Origin of the sequence: Sulfurovum sp. TSL6, assembly GCF_019972115.1 — a bacterium.
In the GTDB taxonomy this organism is placed as follows: Bacteria; Campylobacterota; Campylobacteria; order Campylobacterales; family Sulfurovaceae; genus Sulfurovum.
The window spans coordinates 276484-291020 of record NZ_BPFJ01000003.1; the positions used below are offsets into that span (position 1 = coordinate 276484).

The 14537-nt window shown below is 35.5% G+C and carries 16 protein-coding genes; 13 read left to right on the top strand and 3 right to left on the bottom strand.

Annotation, left to right across the window (positions count from 1 at the left end; genetic code table 11):
* The first annotated feature begins 2 nt into the window (after positions 1-2).
* The 8 genes from LDM93_RS10340 to LDM93_RS10375 all read left to right on the top strand — a co-directional run bounded on the left by LDM93_RS10340 (position 3) and on the right by LDM93_RS10375 (position 6995).
* A complete protein-coding gene (locus LDM93_RS10340; RefSeq protein WP_223892511.1) occupies positions 3-2225 on the top strand; it encodes an endonuclease MutS2 in 2223 nt (740 codons plus the stop codon).
* Between the two features lie 66 nt (positions 2226-2291).
* On the top strand, positions 2292-2870 hold the full coding sequence (locus LDM93_RS10345; RefSeq protein ID WP_223892327.1) for a hypothetical protein: 579 nt from the start codon (positions 2292-2294) through the stop codon (positions 2868-2870).
* A complete protein-coding gene (locus tag LDM93_RS10350; protein ID WP_223892328.1) occupies positions 2870-3883 on the top strand; it encodes a hypothetical protein in 1014 nt (337 codons plus the stop codon). The genes LDM93_RS10345 and LDM93_RS10350 overlap by 1 nt, the downstream gene beginning before the upstream one ends.
* Positions 3876-4700 carry a tyrosine-type recombinase/integrase gene (locus LDM93_RS10355; protein ID WP_223892329.1) on the top strand — a complete coding sequence of 275 codons (825 nt, stop codon included), beginning with the start codon at positions 3876-3878 and terminating at the stop codon, positions 4698-4700. Before LDM93_RS10350 ends, LDM93_RS10355 begins: the two co-directional genes overlap by 8 nt.
* Positions 4697-5029, top strand: coding sequence for a hypothetical protein (locus LDM93_RS10360; protein WP_223892330.1), 333 nt, complete (start codon positions 4697-4699; stop codon positions 5027-5029). The genes LDM93_RS10355 and LDM93_RS10360 overlap by 4 nt, the downstream gene beginning before the upstream one ends.
* Positions 5016-5681: a type III pantothenate kinase gene (locus LDM93_RS10365; protein ID WP_223892331.1), complete on the top strand. Its 666-nt coding sequence runs from the start codon at positions 5016-5018 to the stop codon at positions 5679-5681. Before LDM93_RS10360 ends, LDM93_RS10365 begins: the two co-directional genes overlap by 14 nt.
* Positions 5675-6295: an ATP phosphoribosyltransferase gene (hisG, locus tag LDM93_RS10370; RefSeq protein ID WP_223892332.1), complete on the top strand. Its 621-nt coding sequence runs from the start codon at positions 5675-5677 to the stop codon at positions 6293-6295. The genes LDM93_RS10365 and hisG overlap by 7 nt, the downstream gene beginning before the upstream one ends.
* Entirely contained in the window at positions 6288-6995 is a 708-nt protein-coding gene (locus LDM93_RS10375) for a class I SAM-dependent methyltransferase (RefSeq protein WP_223892333.1), read from the top strand. Before hisG ends, LDM93_RS10375 begins: the two co-directional genes overlap by 8 nt.
* A 63-nt stretch (positions 6996-7058) precedes the next feature.
* Here the strand turns inward: LDM93_RS10375 and rpsR (LDM93_RS10380) are convergent, their stop codons facing one another.
* The gene (gene rpsR / locus LDM93_RS10380; RefSeq protein WP_223892334.1) at positions 7059-7322 is read right to left on the bottom strand and encodes a 30S ribosomal protein S18; all 264 of its coding nucleotides are present in this window, start codon (positions 7320-7322) and stop codon (positions 7059-7061) included.
* Between the two features lie 521 nt (positions 7323-7843).
* The gene (rpsR, locus tag LDM93_RS10385; protein ID WP_223892335.1) at positions 7844-8107 is read right to left on the bottom strand and encodes a 30S ribosomal protein S18; all 264 of its coding nucleotides are present in this window, start codon (positions 8105-8107) and stop codon (positions 7844-7846) included.
* 381 nt (positions 8108-8488) lie between these two features.
* Between rpsR (LDM93_RS10385) and LDM93_RS10390 the strand changes: the two genes are divergently transcribed.
* On the top strand, positions 8489-8896 hold the full coding sequence (locus LDM93_RS10390) for a hypothetical protein (RefSeq protein ID WP_223892336.1): 408 nt from the start codon (positions 8489-8491) through the stop codon (positions 8894-8896).
* Between the two features lie 96 nt (positions 8897-8992).
* On the opposite strand, the gene LDM93_RS10395 is transcribed toward LDM93_RS10390, so the two are convergent.
* Positions 8993-10078, bottom strand: coding sequence for an HNH endonuclease (locus LDM93_RS10395; protein ID WP_223892337.1), 1086 nt, complete (start codon positions 10076-10078; stop codon positions 8993-8995).
* 259 nt (positions 10079-10337) lie between these two features.
* Between LDM93_RS10395 and LDM93_RS10400 the strand changes: the two genes are divergently transcribed.
* The 4 genes from LDM93_RS10400 to LDM93_RS10415 all read left to right on the top strand — a co-directional run bounded on the left by LDM93_RS10400 (position 10338) and on the right by LDM93_RS10415 (position 14510).
* A complete protein-coding gene (locus LDM93_RS10400; RefSeq protein ID WP_223892338.1) occupies positions 10338-11087 on the top strand; it encodes a hypothetical protein in 750 nt (249 codons plus the stop codon).
* Positions 11088-11276: 189 nt separating this feature from the next.
* Entirely contained in the window at positions 11277-11930 is a 654-nt protein-coding gene (locus LDM93_RS10405; RefSeq protein WP_223892339.1) for a hypothetical protein, read from the top strand.
* Positions 11931-11995: 65 nt separating this feature from the next.
* Positions 11996-12574, top strand: coding sequence for a hypothetical protein (locus LDM93_RS10410; RefSeq protein ID WP_223892340.1), 579 nt, complete (start codon positions 11996-11998; stop codon positions 12572-12574).
* 352 nt (positions 12575-12926) lie between these two features.
* Complete coding sequence (locus tag LDM93_RS10415; protein WP_223892341.1) at positions 12927-14510, top strand: hypothetical protein; 1584 nt, start codon at positions 12927-12929, stop codon at positions 14508-14510.
* The last annotated feature ends 27 nt before the right edge of the window (positions 14511-14537 follow it).

Here is a 14537-nt window from a genome sequence, read left to right on the forward strand (position 1 = left end):
TGATGCATTCGCAGGAGAGTAGCGAAAAAACCATTATCCAAAAACTGGACCTGGACGGGTATATACAGCAGTTCCAAAAGTTTTTAGCAAGAGAGAAACCTGTGGCAATGATGGGTGATATCAACCAGCACTATCGTTATATACAAGCACTTTCCAAAGTACAATTCCCCATACCCCATACTGTACCGAACTTAGACAGAGAATTGAACCTTATTAAAAAACAAGGGGTACTTTCACTGGATGAGATCTATGCTTTTGTCACCATGATCTCTTACTTCAATACCTTAAAGACAGTGGGTTTCACAGAACCGCTCATCTCTTGGATACAAGGTATAGAGATACCAGAAGAGATCCTAGAGGTTATAGGGGTTTTTACTGCTGAGGGCGACATTAATCCTGAACGTGATCCGGAACTTTTTAAACTTGAACGTGCCATCAAGCAAAACAAGATAGATATCAAAGAGACGCTCTATAAGCTGGCACACTCCAGCAGGCTTAGAGATTATCTCGTGGATACACAAGTACATTTCAACGGTGGGGAAGAGACTTTACTGGTACGCGGAGGGTTTAACAATGCTATTAAGGCCACTGTGGCTGCACGTAGTCCAGGAGGCTTTTTTTATATCATCCCCCAAAGTATTTCTCACTTAAAAGAGAAAGAGTCTGCTCTGCTAAGCAGTAAAGAGGAGTTGATCTATACCTATTGTAAAAATATCTCGGCGATCTTTTTCAAGTGGGAACGTTTTTTGGCATTCATTAACAAAGAGTATGATAGATTTGACCATTATCAGGCACGTGTCAGTTTTGCTAGAGCCAAAGAGTATGAATTCATTTTGCCGAGTAAACACAAACGTATTAAGCTGCAGGATTTTGCCCACCCAGCTATAGAGAATCCTGTCCCTATAACCATGGATCTCTCCAAGCAGATCATGCTTGTCACGGGGGTGAATGCCGGGGGTAAAACGATGTTGCTCAAGTCAATGCTCTCAGCAGTCTACATGAGTAAGTATCTGCTTCCTTTTCAATGTAATGCTGCACAGACAGAAGTCGGGCATTACAAAAGCATAGAAGCGGTTATAGATGACCCTCAATCGGTGAAGAATGACATCTCTACTTTTGCAGGGCGTATGCAGGAGTTTGCAAAACTCTTTCACAAAGAAGATGCCATCGTAGGGGTCGATGAGATAGAACTGGGTACGGACAGTGATGAAGCAGCCAGCCTGTTTCGCGTGATGTTGGATGAATTACGCAAAAAAGGTATTACCTTTATTGTGACAACACACCATAAACGTTTGGCTTCACTGATGGCCAGTGATGATGAGGTGGAACTCATCGCAGCACTGTACGATGAAGAGCGCAGAGTACCTACGTATACTTTCTTGCAGGGAAGTATAGGGAAGAGTTATGCTTTTGAAACAGCGCAACGTTATGGTGTACCTGTAGCCATTGTGAACAAAGCAAAAGAGGTCTATGGAGAGGACAAAGAAAACCTCAATGAACTCATAGAAAAATCTACCTCACTTGAACGTGAAATGCGCACGAAGATCGCCAAAATAGATGATGAGTTAAAAGCTGTAGAGAGACAAAAACAGAGACTCCAGGATGAAGAAGTGAAGCTTCAGGAGAGCCACAGAAAAGCCCTAGCAACCCTGGAAAACCGTTATAATGCAGCGACAAAAAAAGCAAGAGAAGCGCTCAAAGCACAAGAGTCAGCAGAGGGTAGACGCCTGCTGAATGTGGCACATCAACGTAAAGATTTCAAGCAAAAAGAAGTGAAATTAAAAGAGGAAGTACCACTCAAAGAAGGGGACAAGGTGAAATACCGCTCTCACAAAGGTGAGATACTCGGTATCCGTGGTAAAGATGCGACGATCATCGTAGATGGATTGAAGATGAGAGTGCCTTTGGGACAACTCAAAAGAAGAGGAGATACCCCTCAGATCAAAGTCAAACCTAAAGCAAAAGAGGTCAAGGTCAATGTTGAAAAGTCAGGAGCAGCTGTTTCTGTAAAACTACTTGGTATGTATGCTGATGAAGCTATAGATACCGTCGATAAATTTATTTCAGATGCCTTAGTGAACGGACTAAGTGAAGTACAGATCATTCATGGTACTGGCGGGGGTGTATTAGCCAAATTGGTGACAGAGTATCTTAAACAACATCCTAAAATACAGAAGTTTTATAGAATGCCCGGAAACTTAGGCATTACAGTCGTCGAACTCTAGAACTATAACCCCTCTTTTAACTCCAAAAGGTATAATATATGCATAAAAATGTTGCAGGAGAGCTACGTGAGCATTCAAGATGATGTGAATTATGTAAAAAAAGAGTTAAGTGGTGATGAGAAGGTACTAGAGAGTGCTTTTAAACTAGAGTCACTGTATAAAAAATACAAGTTTCAATTGTGGGGTGTGATTGTCGTACTTATTTTGTTCTTTGGGGGACAAGCTGTGATAAGTGCTCTGCATGAAGCAAAGCTTGTAAAAGCAAATGAAGCTTTCCTAACACTACAGAGTGACAGTGATGATAGCAATGCTCTTAAAGTACTTCAAGAGAATAATCCGGCACTTTTAGAGCTTTACACTTATGCGCAAGCAGTGAAAAAGGAAGATATCAAAGCGTTAGAGTCTTTGACTTCAAGTACGAACAGTGTGATCGCTGATGCCAGTGGCTATACTGCAGGCGTGCTCAAGAAAAAACCTGTGGACTCAAAGCTCTATAAAGAGATGGCACTGTTTGAAGAAGCCTATTTGTCTATTCTTGCAGGTGATGTAAAAACGGCTCAGAATAAATTGGAGCTTATAGACGAACGTTCATCCCTTTCAGTGATCAAAGAGTTCCTTAAACACTCTACCATAAAGGCAAACTAATGAAAGGTTTGTCACTACTTACATTTACTGTAGCAGCTTTACTCTTTTCAGGGTGCAGCAGTAAAAAATACTTTGAACCAGAACAGACATTTTCAGCCTCCAATGCTTCAACTTCGTATGGTGGAAGTATCAGCGACCTTAGTCGTGAAGGCGGAACACTTAAAAGTGGTCAATACATTAGTAAGGCGGGTGTAAGCACTGTCAACCTTGGTGAAGGGTATAGATTTTTAAATGAAAACGATACCTATATACTGGCTACAAATACTGAGGGTATTTTAAAAGTAATTGATAAAAAAACGAAAGAAGCGGTACGTGAAGTATCTTTAAAAGTGCCTGTCGTTTCTGCAACGATCCACAATGGTGTCATTGCCTATATTCTCAACAACAATACCTTTGGTATTTATCAAATGAAAGACAATAGAAAATTGGTTGAAAGTAGATCTGAGGCAACAGTTGCCATTGATACAAGAGCGGCAAGTCCGATCTTTATTGATGGTTTAGTTGTTATGCCTATGCTTGACGGAAAACTCATTATTGTCAATATCAATGACAGTGATAATGCAAAAGTGGTCTATCTCAGTACTGAAAAAGTATTTAATAACATTATATACTTGTCTCGCAAGGGCAACACTATGATCGCTGCAACGCCAAAAAGACTCCTTACCTTAGGTAGCAGTGGACAGAATGAGTATAAAGCAAATATCTCTGAAGTGGCATTTGATAAGGGTATTATTTATCTCTTTACAAAAGAAGGAGAGATACTTGCTTTAAATAGCTATCTTGAAAAAGTGGGAGAAGCAAAGTATAAATTTGCACACTATTCTGTAGGTACGGCCTTTAATGGCAAGGTGTATGGTTTAGACCAGGGAGGGTCACTGATCGTGATGAACAGTGCATTGACAAAACAGAAGATCTATGATGTTGGTGAAGTGGATGAGCCAGCATTCATTACTGGAACAAAGCTCTATAAAGACGGTGATATGATTGAATTATCTAAACTAGGTTATGAGTGATCTACTGAGTGCTTTCGAAGAGTATCTTAGTGTCACCAAGGCACTGGATACACTGACTATTTCTTCTTATTTGGGTGACCTTACCCAACTCGAAGTGTTGAGTCAAAAAGCACTGACGAAACTCGATACTACGGATATATTAAAATTTTTATCTACCTTTGAGAACAAAAGAACGTTAAACAGAAAACTCTCTTCTATCAATACATTTTTCCATTTTTGTCATAAGCAAGACTTTACACATGAAAAGATCAAGATCCCTATGGCAAAAGTACCCAAAAATCTACCCAAATACATGAGCAGTGAAGAGATACTGCAAGGTTTAAAAAATATTGACAGAAGTAAGATCATGGGACTGCGTGATTATTCACTGATACTCTTCTTGTATGCGAGCGGTTGCCGTATTTCAGAAGCATTGAATGTACAGCGCAGTGATATCGTGGACGGATGGCTGAAGATACGTTTTGCAAAAGGAGAAAAAGAGCGCATCGTACCTCTTGCACCTATAGCTGTTCAGGCATTGGAGATGTATATGCAGGAACAGGATATGGCAAGCAGTTATATTTGGTTAAATTACAAAGGTGATGTCCTCAGCCGTATCTCTGCGTATAAAATCGTGAAGAAGTATTTGGGTGTATCACCCCATGTATTACGACACTCTTTTGCCTCTTCTCTTATCATCGGTGGCGCAGATCTGCGTGTGGTGCAGGAGTTGTTGGGACACAGTTCTCTGGAGACCACACAGATCTATACCCATATACAAAAACAGAATTTGGCAGAGACCATGAACAGTTATCATCCGTTAAAAGGAGTGTCATGAAAGCACTGGTTGAATATTTGAACTATAAAAAACTTATTTTTAAATCTCTTCAGGAGATCCTGCCAAAAGAACTGGGTTCCCGTAAAAAAGTTTCACTCTATTTAGGTGTTGACCTGAAAGGGTATTATGCACTGGTCATGCAGCTTGAAAAGAAAAGCAGAGTACTTCGTAAAGAAACAGGTGACTTGATGGTATTACATGAAAAACTGGAAAAGTATGTGGGCAGTAATATCACTAAAAAATACATACTTATCAAAGCACCATTATGCTCACATGCCAAAGCAATGCTTGAAGAGAATGGCTGGAAGGTATGGCATGAGCCCGAATGAAATGAGAAGTACTGAGATAAAGGATAGGTTGTTACTCGCAGATATAGGAAATACCCATTTCCATATTTATAATGGGCGTGAGATAGAGCATTTGTCCTATGAAGAGGCGATTCGTAAATATAACAAAGAGGCCCTCTGCTATATCTCTGTCAAACAACACTTTGACAGTACCATAGAAAATATTGCCTTATGGAAAAATATCTCTCCACAGATACACTTGGAAGGTGCCTATGAGACAATGGGCGTAGATAGAAGAGCATTGTGTCTGAGTCATGAAAATGGGTTGTTTGTGGATGCAGGTTCTGCTATTACCGTCGATATCATGGAAGAGGGAAAGTATAGGGGCGGATTTATCTTGCCCGGAATAAAAGCGATGTTACAAGCCTATCGTTCTATCTCACCGGTCTTGGACACAACGTTGAATGAAACGATATCTTTAGAGCAATTGCCCTCCACAACTAAAGATGGGATAAGCTATGGTATAATCGCGTCTATAAAAGCACTCATAGATAAGCATAGTGATGGTAAAAAGCTTTATTTTACCGGTGGAGACGGAAAATTTTTATCAAGTTTTTTTGAAGAAGCCACTTACGATGAAATGTTGGTATTTAACGGGATGCGGAAAGTGATTAAGGAATCAGAGATATGTTAACAGTAGCACTTCCAAAGGGAAGAATAGCAGAACAGACACTTGAAATATTTGCTGAGATTTTCGGTGGAGAATTTAAGTTTGAAGGTAGAGAACTCATCTTGGATATGGGTGAGTTTCGTTTTTTGAATGTACGTAATCAAGATGTACCGACTTACGTAGAACACGGTGCAGCAGACATCGGTGTGGTTGGACTTGACGTCATTACTGAAAAAGAGTTAGATATTATCCAGCTTCTGGATATGCAGTTAGGAAAATGTAAAGTGGCTATCGGTATCAAAAATGAAGATGAACTTGACTGGTCACGTCCTAACATCAAAGTGGCTACAAAGATGGTCAATATCACGAAGAACTATTTTGCAAAAAAAGCCGTAGGTGTAGAAGTAGTGAAGCTTTACGGCTCTATAGAACTGGCACCTCTTGTCGGTCTGGCTGATGCTATTGTGGACATCGTTGAAACAGGTTCAACGATGAGAGAGAACGGATTGAAAGTGGCTGAAGACATTATGGATTCTTCTGCACATCTGATCTCAAATAAAAATAGTTTTTATGCAAAGAAAGAAGAGATTCTCTCTTTATATGAAAAGATCAAAGCTGTTGTAGAAAGCCGTGGCTAATTCTACTTCAGACCCTCTTGACCTCTACGCAAAAGTAGAGGGCCTTCTTGGCGTAAAAGAGGCTGCCCCAAGTCTCTATGCCCATTACCTTCTTTTTTTAAACTCCATAGATTTTAACAGCCTTCTGGATGTGGGGTGCGGTTCTGGAGACTTCTTACGTCAAATGCAAGGTGCATTAGAGATTCCAGAGGTTAAAGGGATAGACCTCAGTCCCCTTATGGTCTCAAGAACACTTGAACAAGGCTATGATGCGGAGTGTGTAGACTTATGCAAACTACATGCCCATTATGACGTATTGACAGCTGTTTTCGATATGCTGAACTATCTCGATAAAGTACAATTGGCACAATTCTTAGGATGTGTAAAAGAGCACTTACATGATGGCGGATATTTTCTTTGTGACATCAACACGCTGTATGGTTTTGAAAATGTAGCAGTAGGTTCTTATATCGTGGATGACGAAGAGAGATTTTTAACTGTGGACAGTGACTTTGAAGAGGGTGTGTATAGTTCTGAGTTCACACTTTTTGAAAAAGAGGGGAGCAGTTTTAAAAAGTCTCAAGAGACGATTAGACAATATTATCATTCTCTAGACGAGATAGTGATGCTAAGTGGTTTGGAACTGGTTCAGAGTGATGATGTCAATCTTTATGATTTGGATGAATCGGATAAATTGTTTCTTGTATTGAAAAAAGGTTAAGAGGGTTTATTGAGATGTAAAGTCCATCTTGAAGATGGACTTTTTGTCACTGTAAGCTAAAATCTATTTTACGTTTTCAAATGGATTTTCAACAACATTCTTTCTATCTACGATATAAGGAATAAGTGCTGTTTGTCTAGCTCTTTTGATTGCTCCAGTTACAAGCTCTTGGTGTCTTTTACAGTTACCAGTGAGTCTTCTTGGCATAATTTTAAATCTCTCACTTAGTGAGAATTTAAGTTGCCCTAAATCTTTGTAGTCTATAAAGTCTACTTTCATTTCACAATATTTACAAAATCTTTTTTTGAATTTTCTTCTTTCTGCCATGGTGTTCTCCTAAAAAGGTTATGTATAACAAATATAGTGTAAATAACTGTGTATTCCCCTTATTTATGGGATTAGCACACAATTATATTACGTTAAATGTAAATAAATCCAATTATTTTAGAAAAAACAATTAATTATATTTACATTTTGAGTGGTTATAGAATATTTTTATAGACTTTTTCCTGAAGATGTAGATTTTAAAAATATCCCTTAAACAAGGACTGTGTTTTCAAGGTTTCCTAGATAATAAATTATAGAGGCACAGTGGATACTTGGATTGTGTATAAACACAAAAAACCAAAAATATATTTGGTAAAATTAATATTAAGATAATACATTAACTTTTATAAATATACACTTTTTACTCCCTTTATCGATACTATTTTATTTTACTTTTAGTCAGTTATTCTTTAGACAAATTATTTAAAATAGGTGTGTTTTAATAGTGATTTTAAAAAGTTTAGAGGATATTTAAGGTATTTGTTCCCATTGATAGAATGGGAACAAGAGGAAGGTACAATCTATCTTACGTTTTCAAATGGATTTTCAACAACATTCTTTCTATCTACGATATAAGGAATAAGTGCTGTTTGTCTAGCTCTTTTGATTGCTCCAGTTACAAGCTCTTGGTGTCTTTTACAGTTGCCAGTGAGTCTTCTTGGCATAATTTTAAATCTCTCACTTAGTGAGAATTTAAGTTGTCCCAAGTCTTTGTAGTCTATAAAGTCTACTTTCATTTCACAATATTTACAAAATCTTTTTTTGAATTTTCTTCTTTCTGCCATGATGGTCCTTTTGGTTTAATAGCCCAGATAAATACGAGTAATTTATAACTCGTCCTATAATGAGCAAGAATTTTAAAGTCGTATATTACAGTAAATAGACTTTGATTTTTCTTATGGGGGGTGACTTATATAAAAGTCCATCAACATGATATTAGACTTGTTTGTTTCAAACATCATTATGTTAAATAGATTACTTTTCTAAAACCTTATAAAGTATATAGATTATAAGGTCTCTTCTACAAAGTATTTTTGATATACTCTTAATAATTAACTTCCATAAAATATAGAGCATATTACTTAAGTGCCCATAATTTAGAAGAAAATACATATGTGCAAATGTTGAAAAACTTTTTTATATTAAGGTGTGGCATAAGGATTATTTTGAATAGGCGACAAGTAGAAAAAAATAAACCAAGCATTAAAGCTTACTCTTCTGGTGACATTGCAGCTGTTCGAATTTATCTAGAGTTTTCCAAATCTAAAAGTATTATCACAATTCAGCAATTATCAAAAGAGCTTAGTGATAATATTTTTTTGAAAAGAAGTATAAGAATTCGAAAACCCTATATAAAACGTATGAGAATAGGTATAGGTGGCTCAATTCAAACAACACAAAGAGCTTACAGGAAAATTTTCAAAAAGAACATAACACATATTGGTATATATACATCAAATCCTCTTGCTGTAGAACTTATCAATGAGATTATTAAACCACTCTACTTGTCAAGAAAAAATATTAAAATTATTCTCATTTCAGAGGAAGACAAAGATCTGCTAAAAGATAAATGAAAACCTTATATTGTTATATATTTTATAAGGTTTCTATGTTTTGTTTCAAATCCGTCTTCCGTAAATAATTCACACATAATTCTTCGCGTTTTAAAATCAGTTATTTTTGTCCTCGATAAATATCATTGACCTAGTGTTAAATTGTCCATCCTCATCCACTAGAAAAGTTGTTAGTCCTTCTTTAACCTCTTGTTTTACATCCGATATGTTGTCTACAACCATATGTTCCAATAAGCCTTTTGTTGTTTGATAAAATAACATACCAAAGTCTTCATTTTCGTGATCTAGCATTTCAATATTATCAGGAACATCGCCAAGAATCATTGTACTTCCATTGTCTGGGTCAGTCATTGTATGATACACTGGACGTTCTTTTAAGATGAAATTTGCAAAACCAATCCGTGCTAAAATTTCCCTTGCTTGTATTGGGGTTATATTATTTCCTGCAACTTTATCTAGCATTGGTCTAGCAGCATATGTTGCCATGCCCGAATCATCTAATGCAAAAATAATACATTTTTCATCTATTTGCATCATCATTGAAGTACAATAACTTAGATCAGCATAATCATATGAATTTGCATAATCATCATCTATATGAAAAATATTGAGCATTGGAAATGCTGACTTATCAATTGTGCATTTGGTATAAAATGCACGTGCCATACAATGAATATGATGAAGTGTTTTCAAATCCAAAAGTGATGATACTTTACCATCACCCTTTCTTCTGTCCTGATTGAGTCTCACTGTAGTATCTTTGAGATGAGTTTTTAAAAAAATCAAGTATAACCAGTTGACAAATTGTAAATATGTTTCATTATCGACATCGAATATCTTTCCTACAAATTCATTGAATGGAAGATGTAGTAAGTCCCTAATTGGTTCCTCTATAGTTTGACCCATTAATGAGTTACACTCTTCGCAACAAGGGATTTTATAATGACCATAGTTATATAACTTATCGCCTGGCAATTCTATTGTTGTTCTATGAAGTTTGTATTTGCGTAAGATCCAATTTGGAATAACATGTTCGTCATTAAAGTTTTTATCAGATTGTTTTGCACCACATATAAAACAACAATTACCATGACAAATATCATTGATGAATTTTTCAAAACTGAAAAATATATATTTACCAGAGATATCAACTATACTTCCATCACACTCTTTATGGTACATGGTTAAAAACTCATCTCTATACTGAAATTATGTTTTGGCATATTTTTGCCCCCTTTTCTTCGTAAATTATATCCAAAGCTTAATTTGATATCCTCAAATTTAAAGGCAAGACATATGAAGATAAAAAAGCTCATAAAGATATATATTGTATAAGGCTTTAATACAAAGCGTTTTTGATATACTTATTACTGAAGTACGGTAACAAAAGAACATATATTCTTTGAATAAGTTGAATAAATAGTTAGGATAACAATCAAGAATGAAGTATATAAGTATAATCATTTCAATTGCTACAGCCTTTATTTTAGGTACAGTTGCTGGATGGATTTTAAAAGGAAAACACGTAGATTACCTGTTTTCCAACTATGTCCCAGCAATCGTAACCTTGTTAGCTGCTTATTTTGGTGCTAAGTTTGCTTTCGATTTTCAAAGTAACAAAGAAAAACAGGAGCAAATAAATAAAAATAGAGTGAGTGGCAATTTGGCAATTTTTAAACTTGCTACAATGCTTAATACACTTACGCAATATCAAAGACAATTTATTGATCCAGTACGCGCTAAACCTACTGCATTTCTTGAAATGATACCTACTCTTCTACATTTTAAAGATGATATTTCATTTAATATTGATTCATTATCATTTTTGCTCGATACGGATGATAAAAATCTAGTCGGCGAGCTTTCAGTAGAAGAAGCAAGATATAAAGCTGCAATAGCAGTGATAAATGAAAGGTCTATAGTTCATCGCCAAGAAGCACAACTAGCATTAGAAACTGCAAACATAATGCATGGTGGTGATTATACAGTTGAACATATGAAAAAAGTGTTAGGTGAAAGACTTTTCCATACATTATGTAACACTACAGATGATGTTATCGAACATGTTGATTCTACAATTCTAAGTCTAAATTCCATAGCTAACAAATTAAGCAAATCTCTGAAAAAACAATTCCCGAAAGAAAAAATAATTTCTTTATCTACTGGAATTGATAAAGAAAATACTAATTAGCAAAAAGTCTAACATCGTGGGAATGCATATGAGGGTTTGATTATAAACTCATATTTAGCTAGTATAAAAAATTGAAGTATGGGTTACCACGTACAACGTGGGAACCAGTAAACGTTATTAATTAATGAGGAAATAACCATAGAATCACACCTAATTTATCGTTCAATGATGCTCGAAATAAAATTACGAATGAAAGCTATTAATGATAATCTCAACAATAGAAACAGCAATCTCTCACCTTTGGATATAGAGTTTTGTTTTCTTCAATTCAGAAAAATAGTTGAGCAAGTCTGTTTTGCCTCTATCATTTGTGATCAAAAGCGTTATGAGGATTTTAGAGCCCTTGAAGGAGAAACAGATGACGACGATTCTGGTGATTACACTCAAGATTGGAATGCTCGAATTATTCTAAAAAAATTAAATGATATTAGTCCTCACTTTATGCCTAGACCACTAGGAGAAAGAACAAGTAATGCTGGAAGGCATCATTTTAAACGTAAAGATATTAATGCCACTCATAAAAAATTAATCACAATATACAAAAAATGTGGGGCATTTATGCATATTCCAAGACCATTCGGCGAAGATTATGAAACACACGTATCGAGAAATAGAAACAAATATCAATCAGCAATTAATACAATAAAAGACTATTCAACATATTTTAAAGAACTACTATGGCATCATGCAGCTATGGGTCTTGAATATAATCAAGAAAATGACAAGCTAGAATCATTAGAGCCTGGAAATCCAAAAAATGCATGGATTGTTGATTTTGGAGATTATGAAAATGATGACATTGATATTATCATTGCCATTGCCGAATCAACTCATAACAAGTAACTGCAGACGAATCAAAACATACGAACGGCTTTTGGTTGGTGCGTTTAAACATTAAAGGTATGTAAATGAAGTATGCGAATGACTATACTGGATATGGGAACACAATTCTATATAGGATGTGTGAAGAAAAACCGCTTCATGATGATTTAGATGTAGTACGTTCTAAACTTTGGATTATCGGTAGAGCATATTCGGCCTCAATAGAACGAAAAGCGGGCAAAGACTTTAAAATCGATGATGTGGCTAATATCTTAATAGAGTCAAAGATAGATCAAAAGATTCGACAACTTAACGAGATAGGGAGGATCAATGAAAGCAATATGGACGAACTACTGAGTGTTCATGAATATTTGATGCTATTATTGAAAAAATCGACTGATGTAGAAAAGCGTTCTCTAGCCTCCAAATACCTTCATTTTCACGCTCCAATGTCAGTATTTATCTATGATTCTGTCGTACGTAATAATTTAAGATGTAAACTTAGAGAAATTGGAAAAACAAGGTTTCCTGTATCAAAAAGTTATGATGATGAATATGAGTCACATGTTATCAGATGCATATATTACAGAGACAATGTGTATGAAAAGGAACTAGGGGCACTGGCAACTCCAAGAAAATTGGATGCACACCTTTATGGTTACTAATATCTCTAACAAAGCCTTATTCAAGCCCGCAGAGTGGAGATCGGTAGATGGCAGTGGTCACGGTTAGTTATCAGCGTCTCCACTGCAGAAATCTGTGATTAAGATAATTTCATATTCCTAAAAAACTGAAAACCTTATAATCTAACATATTTTATAAGGTTTTGAGATTGTTTCAACTAATACAGGATTGTTAACTTTTATACCATGTAAATTCTATATCCATTGACATGGATTCATTGCAATTATTTTTCCTGTAAAAGCTAAAGCCTATTAGTGAGATATTTCATTCCTGTGTTTATCATAAGACATATGATAAAATGGGAGGATCAGAATAAACATTTAGAGGGCAATAATGGCTAAAAAGAAAAGGGACAATTTTTTAGAATCCACAATAGCAACGCTGGCTTCACGTGTCGCCTATAAATGTTCTAGCCCAAAATGTCGTAGAGTAACAGCGGGTCCATCTTCAAAGAAAAATAGTTTTAATAAAACAGGTGAAGCAGCACATATCTATGCTGCATCGCCTAATGGTCCAAGAGCAAACCCTAATATGACAAGAGAAGAGAGAAGATCTATTGATAATGCTATTTGGTTATGTGGGGCATGTTCAGATGAAATCGATAAAGATCCGGATAGTTATCCAGCAGAAATGCTTAAATCTTGGAAAAATGAAGCTGAAAAACTTGCCAAAGAAGAGCTTAACCAAAGACTTCCGCAAAAAAATGATGCACTTGATACCCTTACCACTGCACTCACTGGAACAGCAAGCCGTTTTTTACCTGATATGATAAGTAACGTATCTCAGGCAACCGTATCTTATCTTGAGAGAATAGACCCTCGATTAAAGGTTAAAGTTAACTATGATGAAGATCTTACAAGTTATATTTTTAATGCAAAGCCTGGTCAAGAAGTAAAATTTAATACAGTGATTGAGCCTAGGGATCCCGAAGTATTTCAAAAACAATGGCAAGACCTTATGAAATATGGCATTCCTCTTGATGCTAATGTTAAAGGTATTGATTTTAAAAATCTTCCAATCATGGAAAAAATATTAGCAGAGCAAGACCTTACTACTAAAACAATACAATTAACACCTATTCCCAAAGATGCATTGATGAAAATAGTTTTCATCAAAAATGATACTGATGAAATTTATGTTGTTGATGATATGCCCTTAAAAGTTTATACTGGGGAAAAAGCTATGAATGTTGAGGGTATTCTTTATAATATGATCAACTTAACATATAAATCTGAGTTCCCCGCATCAGGCTCTATCAACATCAAGGTATCATTAAACATAGACTTTAGTGTATGGAAAGGACAGAATATTCTTTCTATCCCATTTTTTACAAAAGTTTACGAATTTATTTCTAAAATATATGAAGGATGGGAACTGCAAGGATCTTTGGAATTTAATGGAGAACGATTGGCAAAGTATAGTAATTCAAACTTTTCAAAAAGTGAAGCCTTATGTTCAGACTACAGGATACTACGTTATATATTTCTTGCAAGAGAAATCGCAAAAGCTTTTGATGTAGAACTAACTTTTAATACTTTTAGTTTTACTGGTGATGACATGAATAGATTAGAGAATATTTATCGTGCAATACGTGGGAATAGGGAAATGATGAGTGCTGGGCTTGAAAATAAAGTAACTCTTTATGTAGATTTACAAGAAGCAGATACGTTTATAGAAATGTTTTCAAAAACCAATAAGATCCTTCTAGGTAACATACAAGTTAAAGAAGATATAGGTGAAATAAAGTTATTTAATACGCCGATACAGATTCCTCCGCTTTTAATTTCTTTTACTAATGTAGAAGCCTATATCAATGAGAAAATTGATTTATCAATCCTCAAAGAAAACAATAAAGTAACTATTCACTATATGGCAACAGAAAACTCATATTTTAGTTTATCAATATATGAAGAATAAGCTTTAGAATAAGGGCTTTAAGGTTCT

What these genes read in the sequence shown, in the direction of transcription:
- LDM93_RS10340 (WP_223892511.1), top strand. Translation starts at nt 3, where the DNA reads ATGCATTCGCAGGAGAGTAGCGAAAAAACCATTATCCAAAAACTGGAC.
- LDM93_RS10350 (WP_223892328.1), top strand. Translation starts at nt 2,870, where the DNA reads ATGAAAGGTTTGTCACTACTTACATTTACTGTAGCAGCTTTACTCTTT.
- LDM93_RS10355 (WP_223892329.1), top strand. Translation starts at nt 3,876, where the DNA reads ATGAGTGATCTACTGAGTGCTTTCGAAGAGTATCTTAGTGTCACCAAG.
- LDM93_RS10360 (WP_223892330.1), top strand. Translation starts at nt 4,697, where the DNA reads ATGAAAGCACTGGTTGAATATTTGAACTATAAAAAACTTATTTTTAAA.
- LDM93_RS10365 (WP_223892331.1), top strand. Translation starts at nt 5,016, where the DNA reads ATGAGCCCGAATGAAATGAGAAGTACTGAGATAAAGGATAGGTTGTTA.
- hisG (WP_223892332.1), top strand. Translation starts at nt 5,675, where the DNA reads ATGTTAACAGTAGCACTTCCAAAGGGAAGAATAGCAGAACAGACACTT.
- rpsR (WP_223892334.1), bottom strand. Translation starts at nt 7,322, where the DNA reads ATGGCAGAAAGAAGAAAATTCAAAAAAAGATTTTGTAAATATTGTGAA.
- rpsR (WP_223892335.1), bottom strand. Translation starts at nt 8,107, where the DNA reads ATGGCAGAAAGAAGAAAATTCAAAAAAAGATTTTGTAAATATTGTGAA.
- LDM93_RS10395 (WP_223892337.1), bottom strand. Translation starts at nt 10,078, where the DNA reads ATGTACCATAAAGAGTGTGATGGAAGTATAGTTGATATCTCTGGTAAA.
- LDM93_RS10400 (WP_223892338.1), top strand. Translation starts at nt 10,338, where the DNA reads ATGAAGTATATAAGTATAATCATTTCAATTGCTACAGCCTTTATTTTA.
- LDM93_RS10405 (WP_223892339.1), top strand. Translation starts at nt 11,277, where the DNA reads ATGAAAGCTATTAATGATAATCTCAACAATAGAAACAGCAATCTCTCA.
- LDM93_RS10410 (WP_223892340.1), top strand. Translation starts at nt 11,996, where the DNA reads ATGAAGTATGCGAATGACTATACTGGATATGGGAACACAATTCTATAT.
- LDM93_RS10415 (WP_223892341.1), top strand. Translation starts at nt 12,927, where the DNA reads ATGGCTAAAAAGAAAAGGGACAATTTTTTAGAATCCACAATAGCAACG.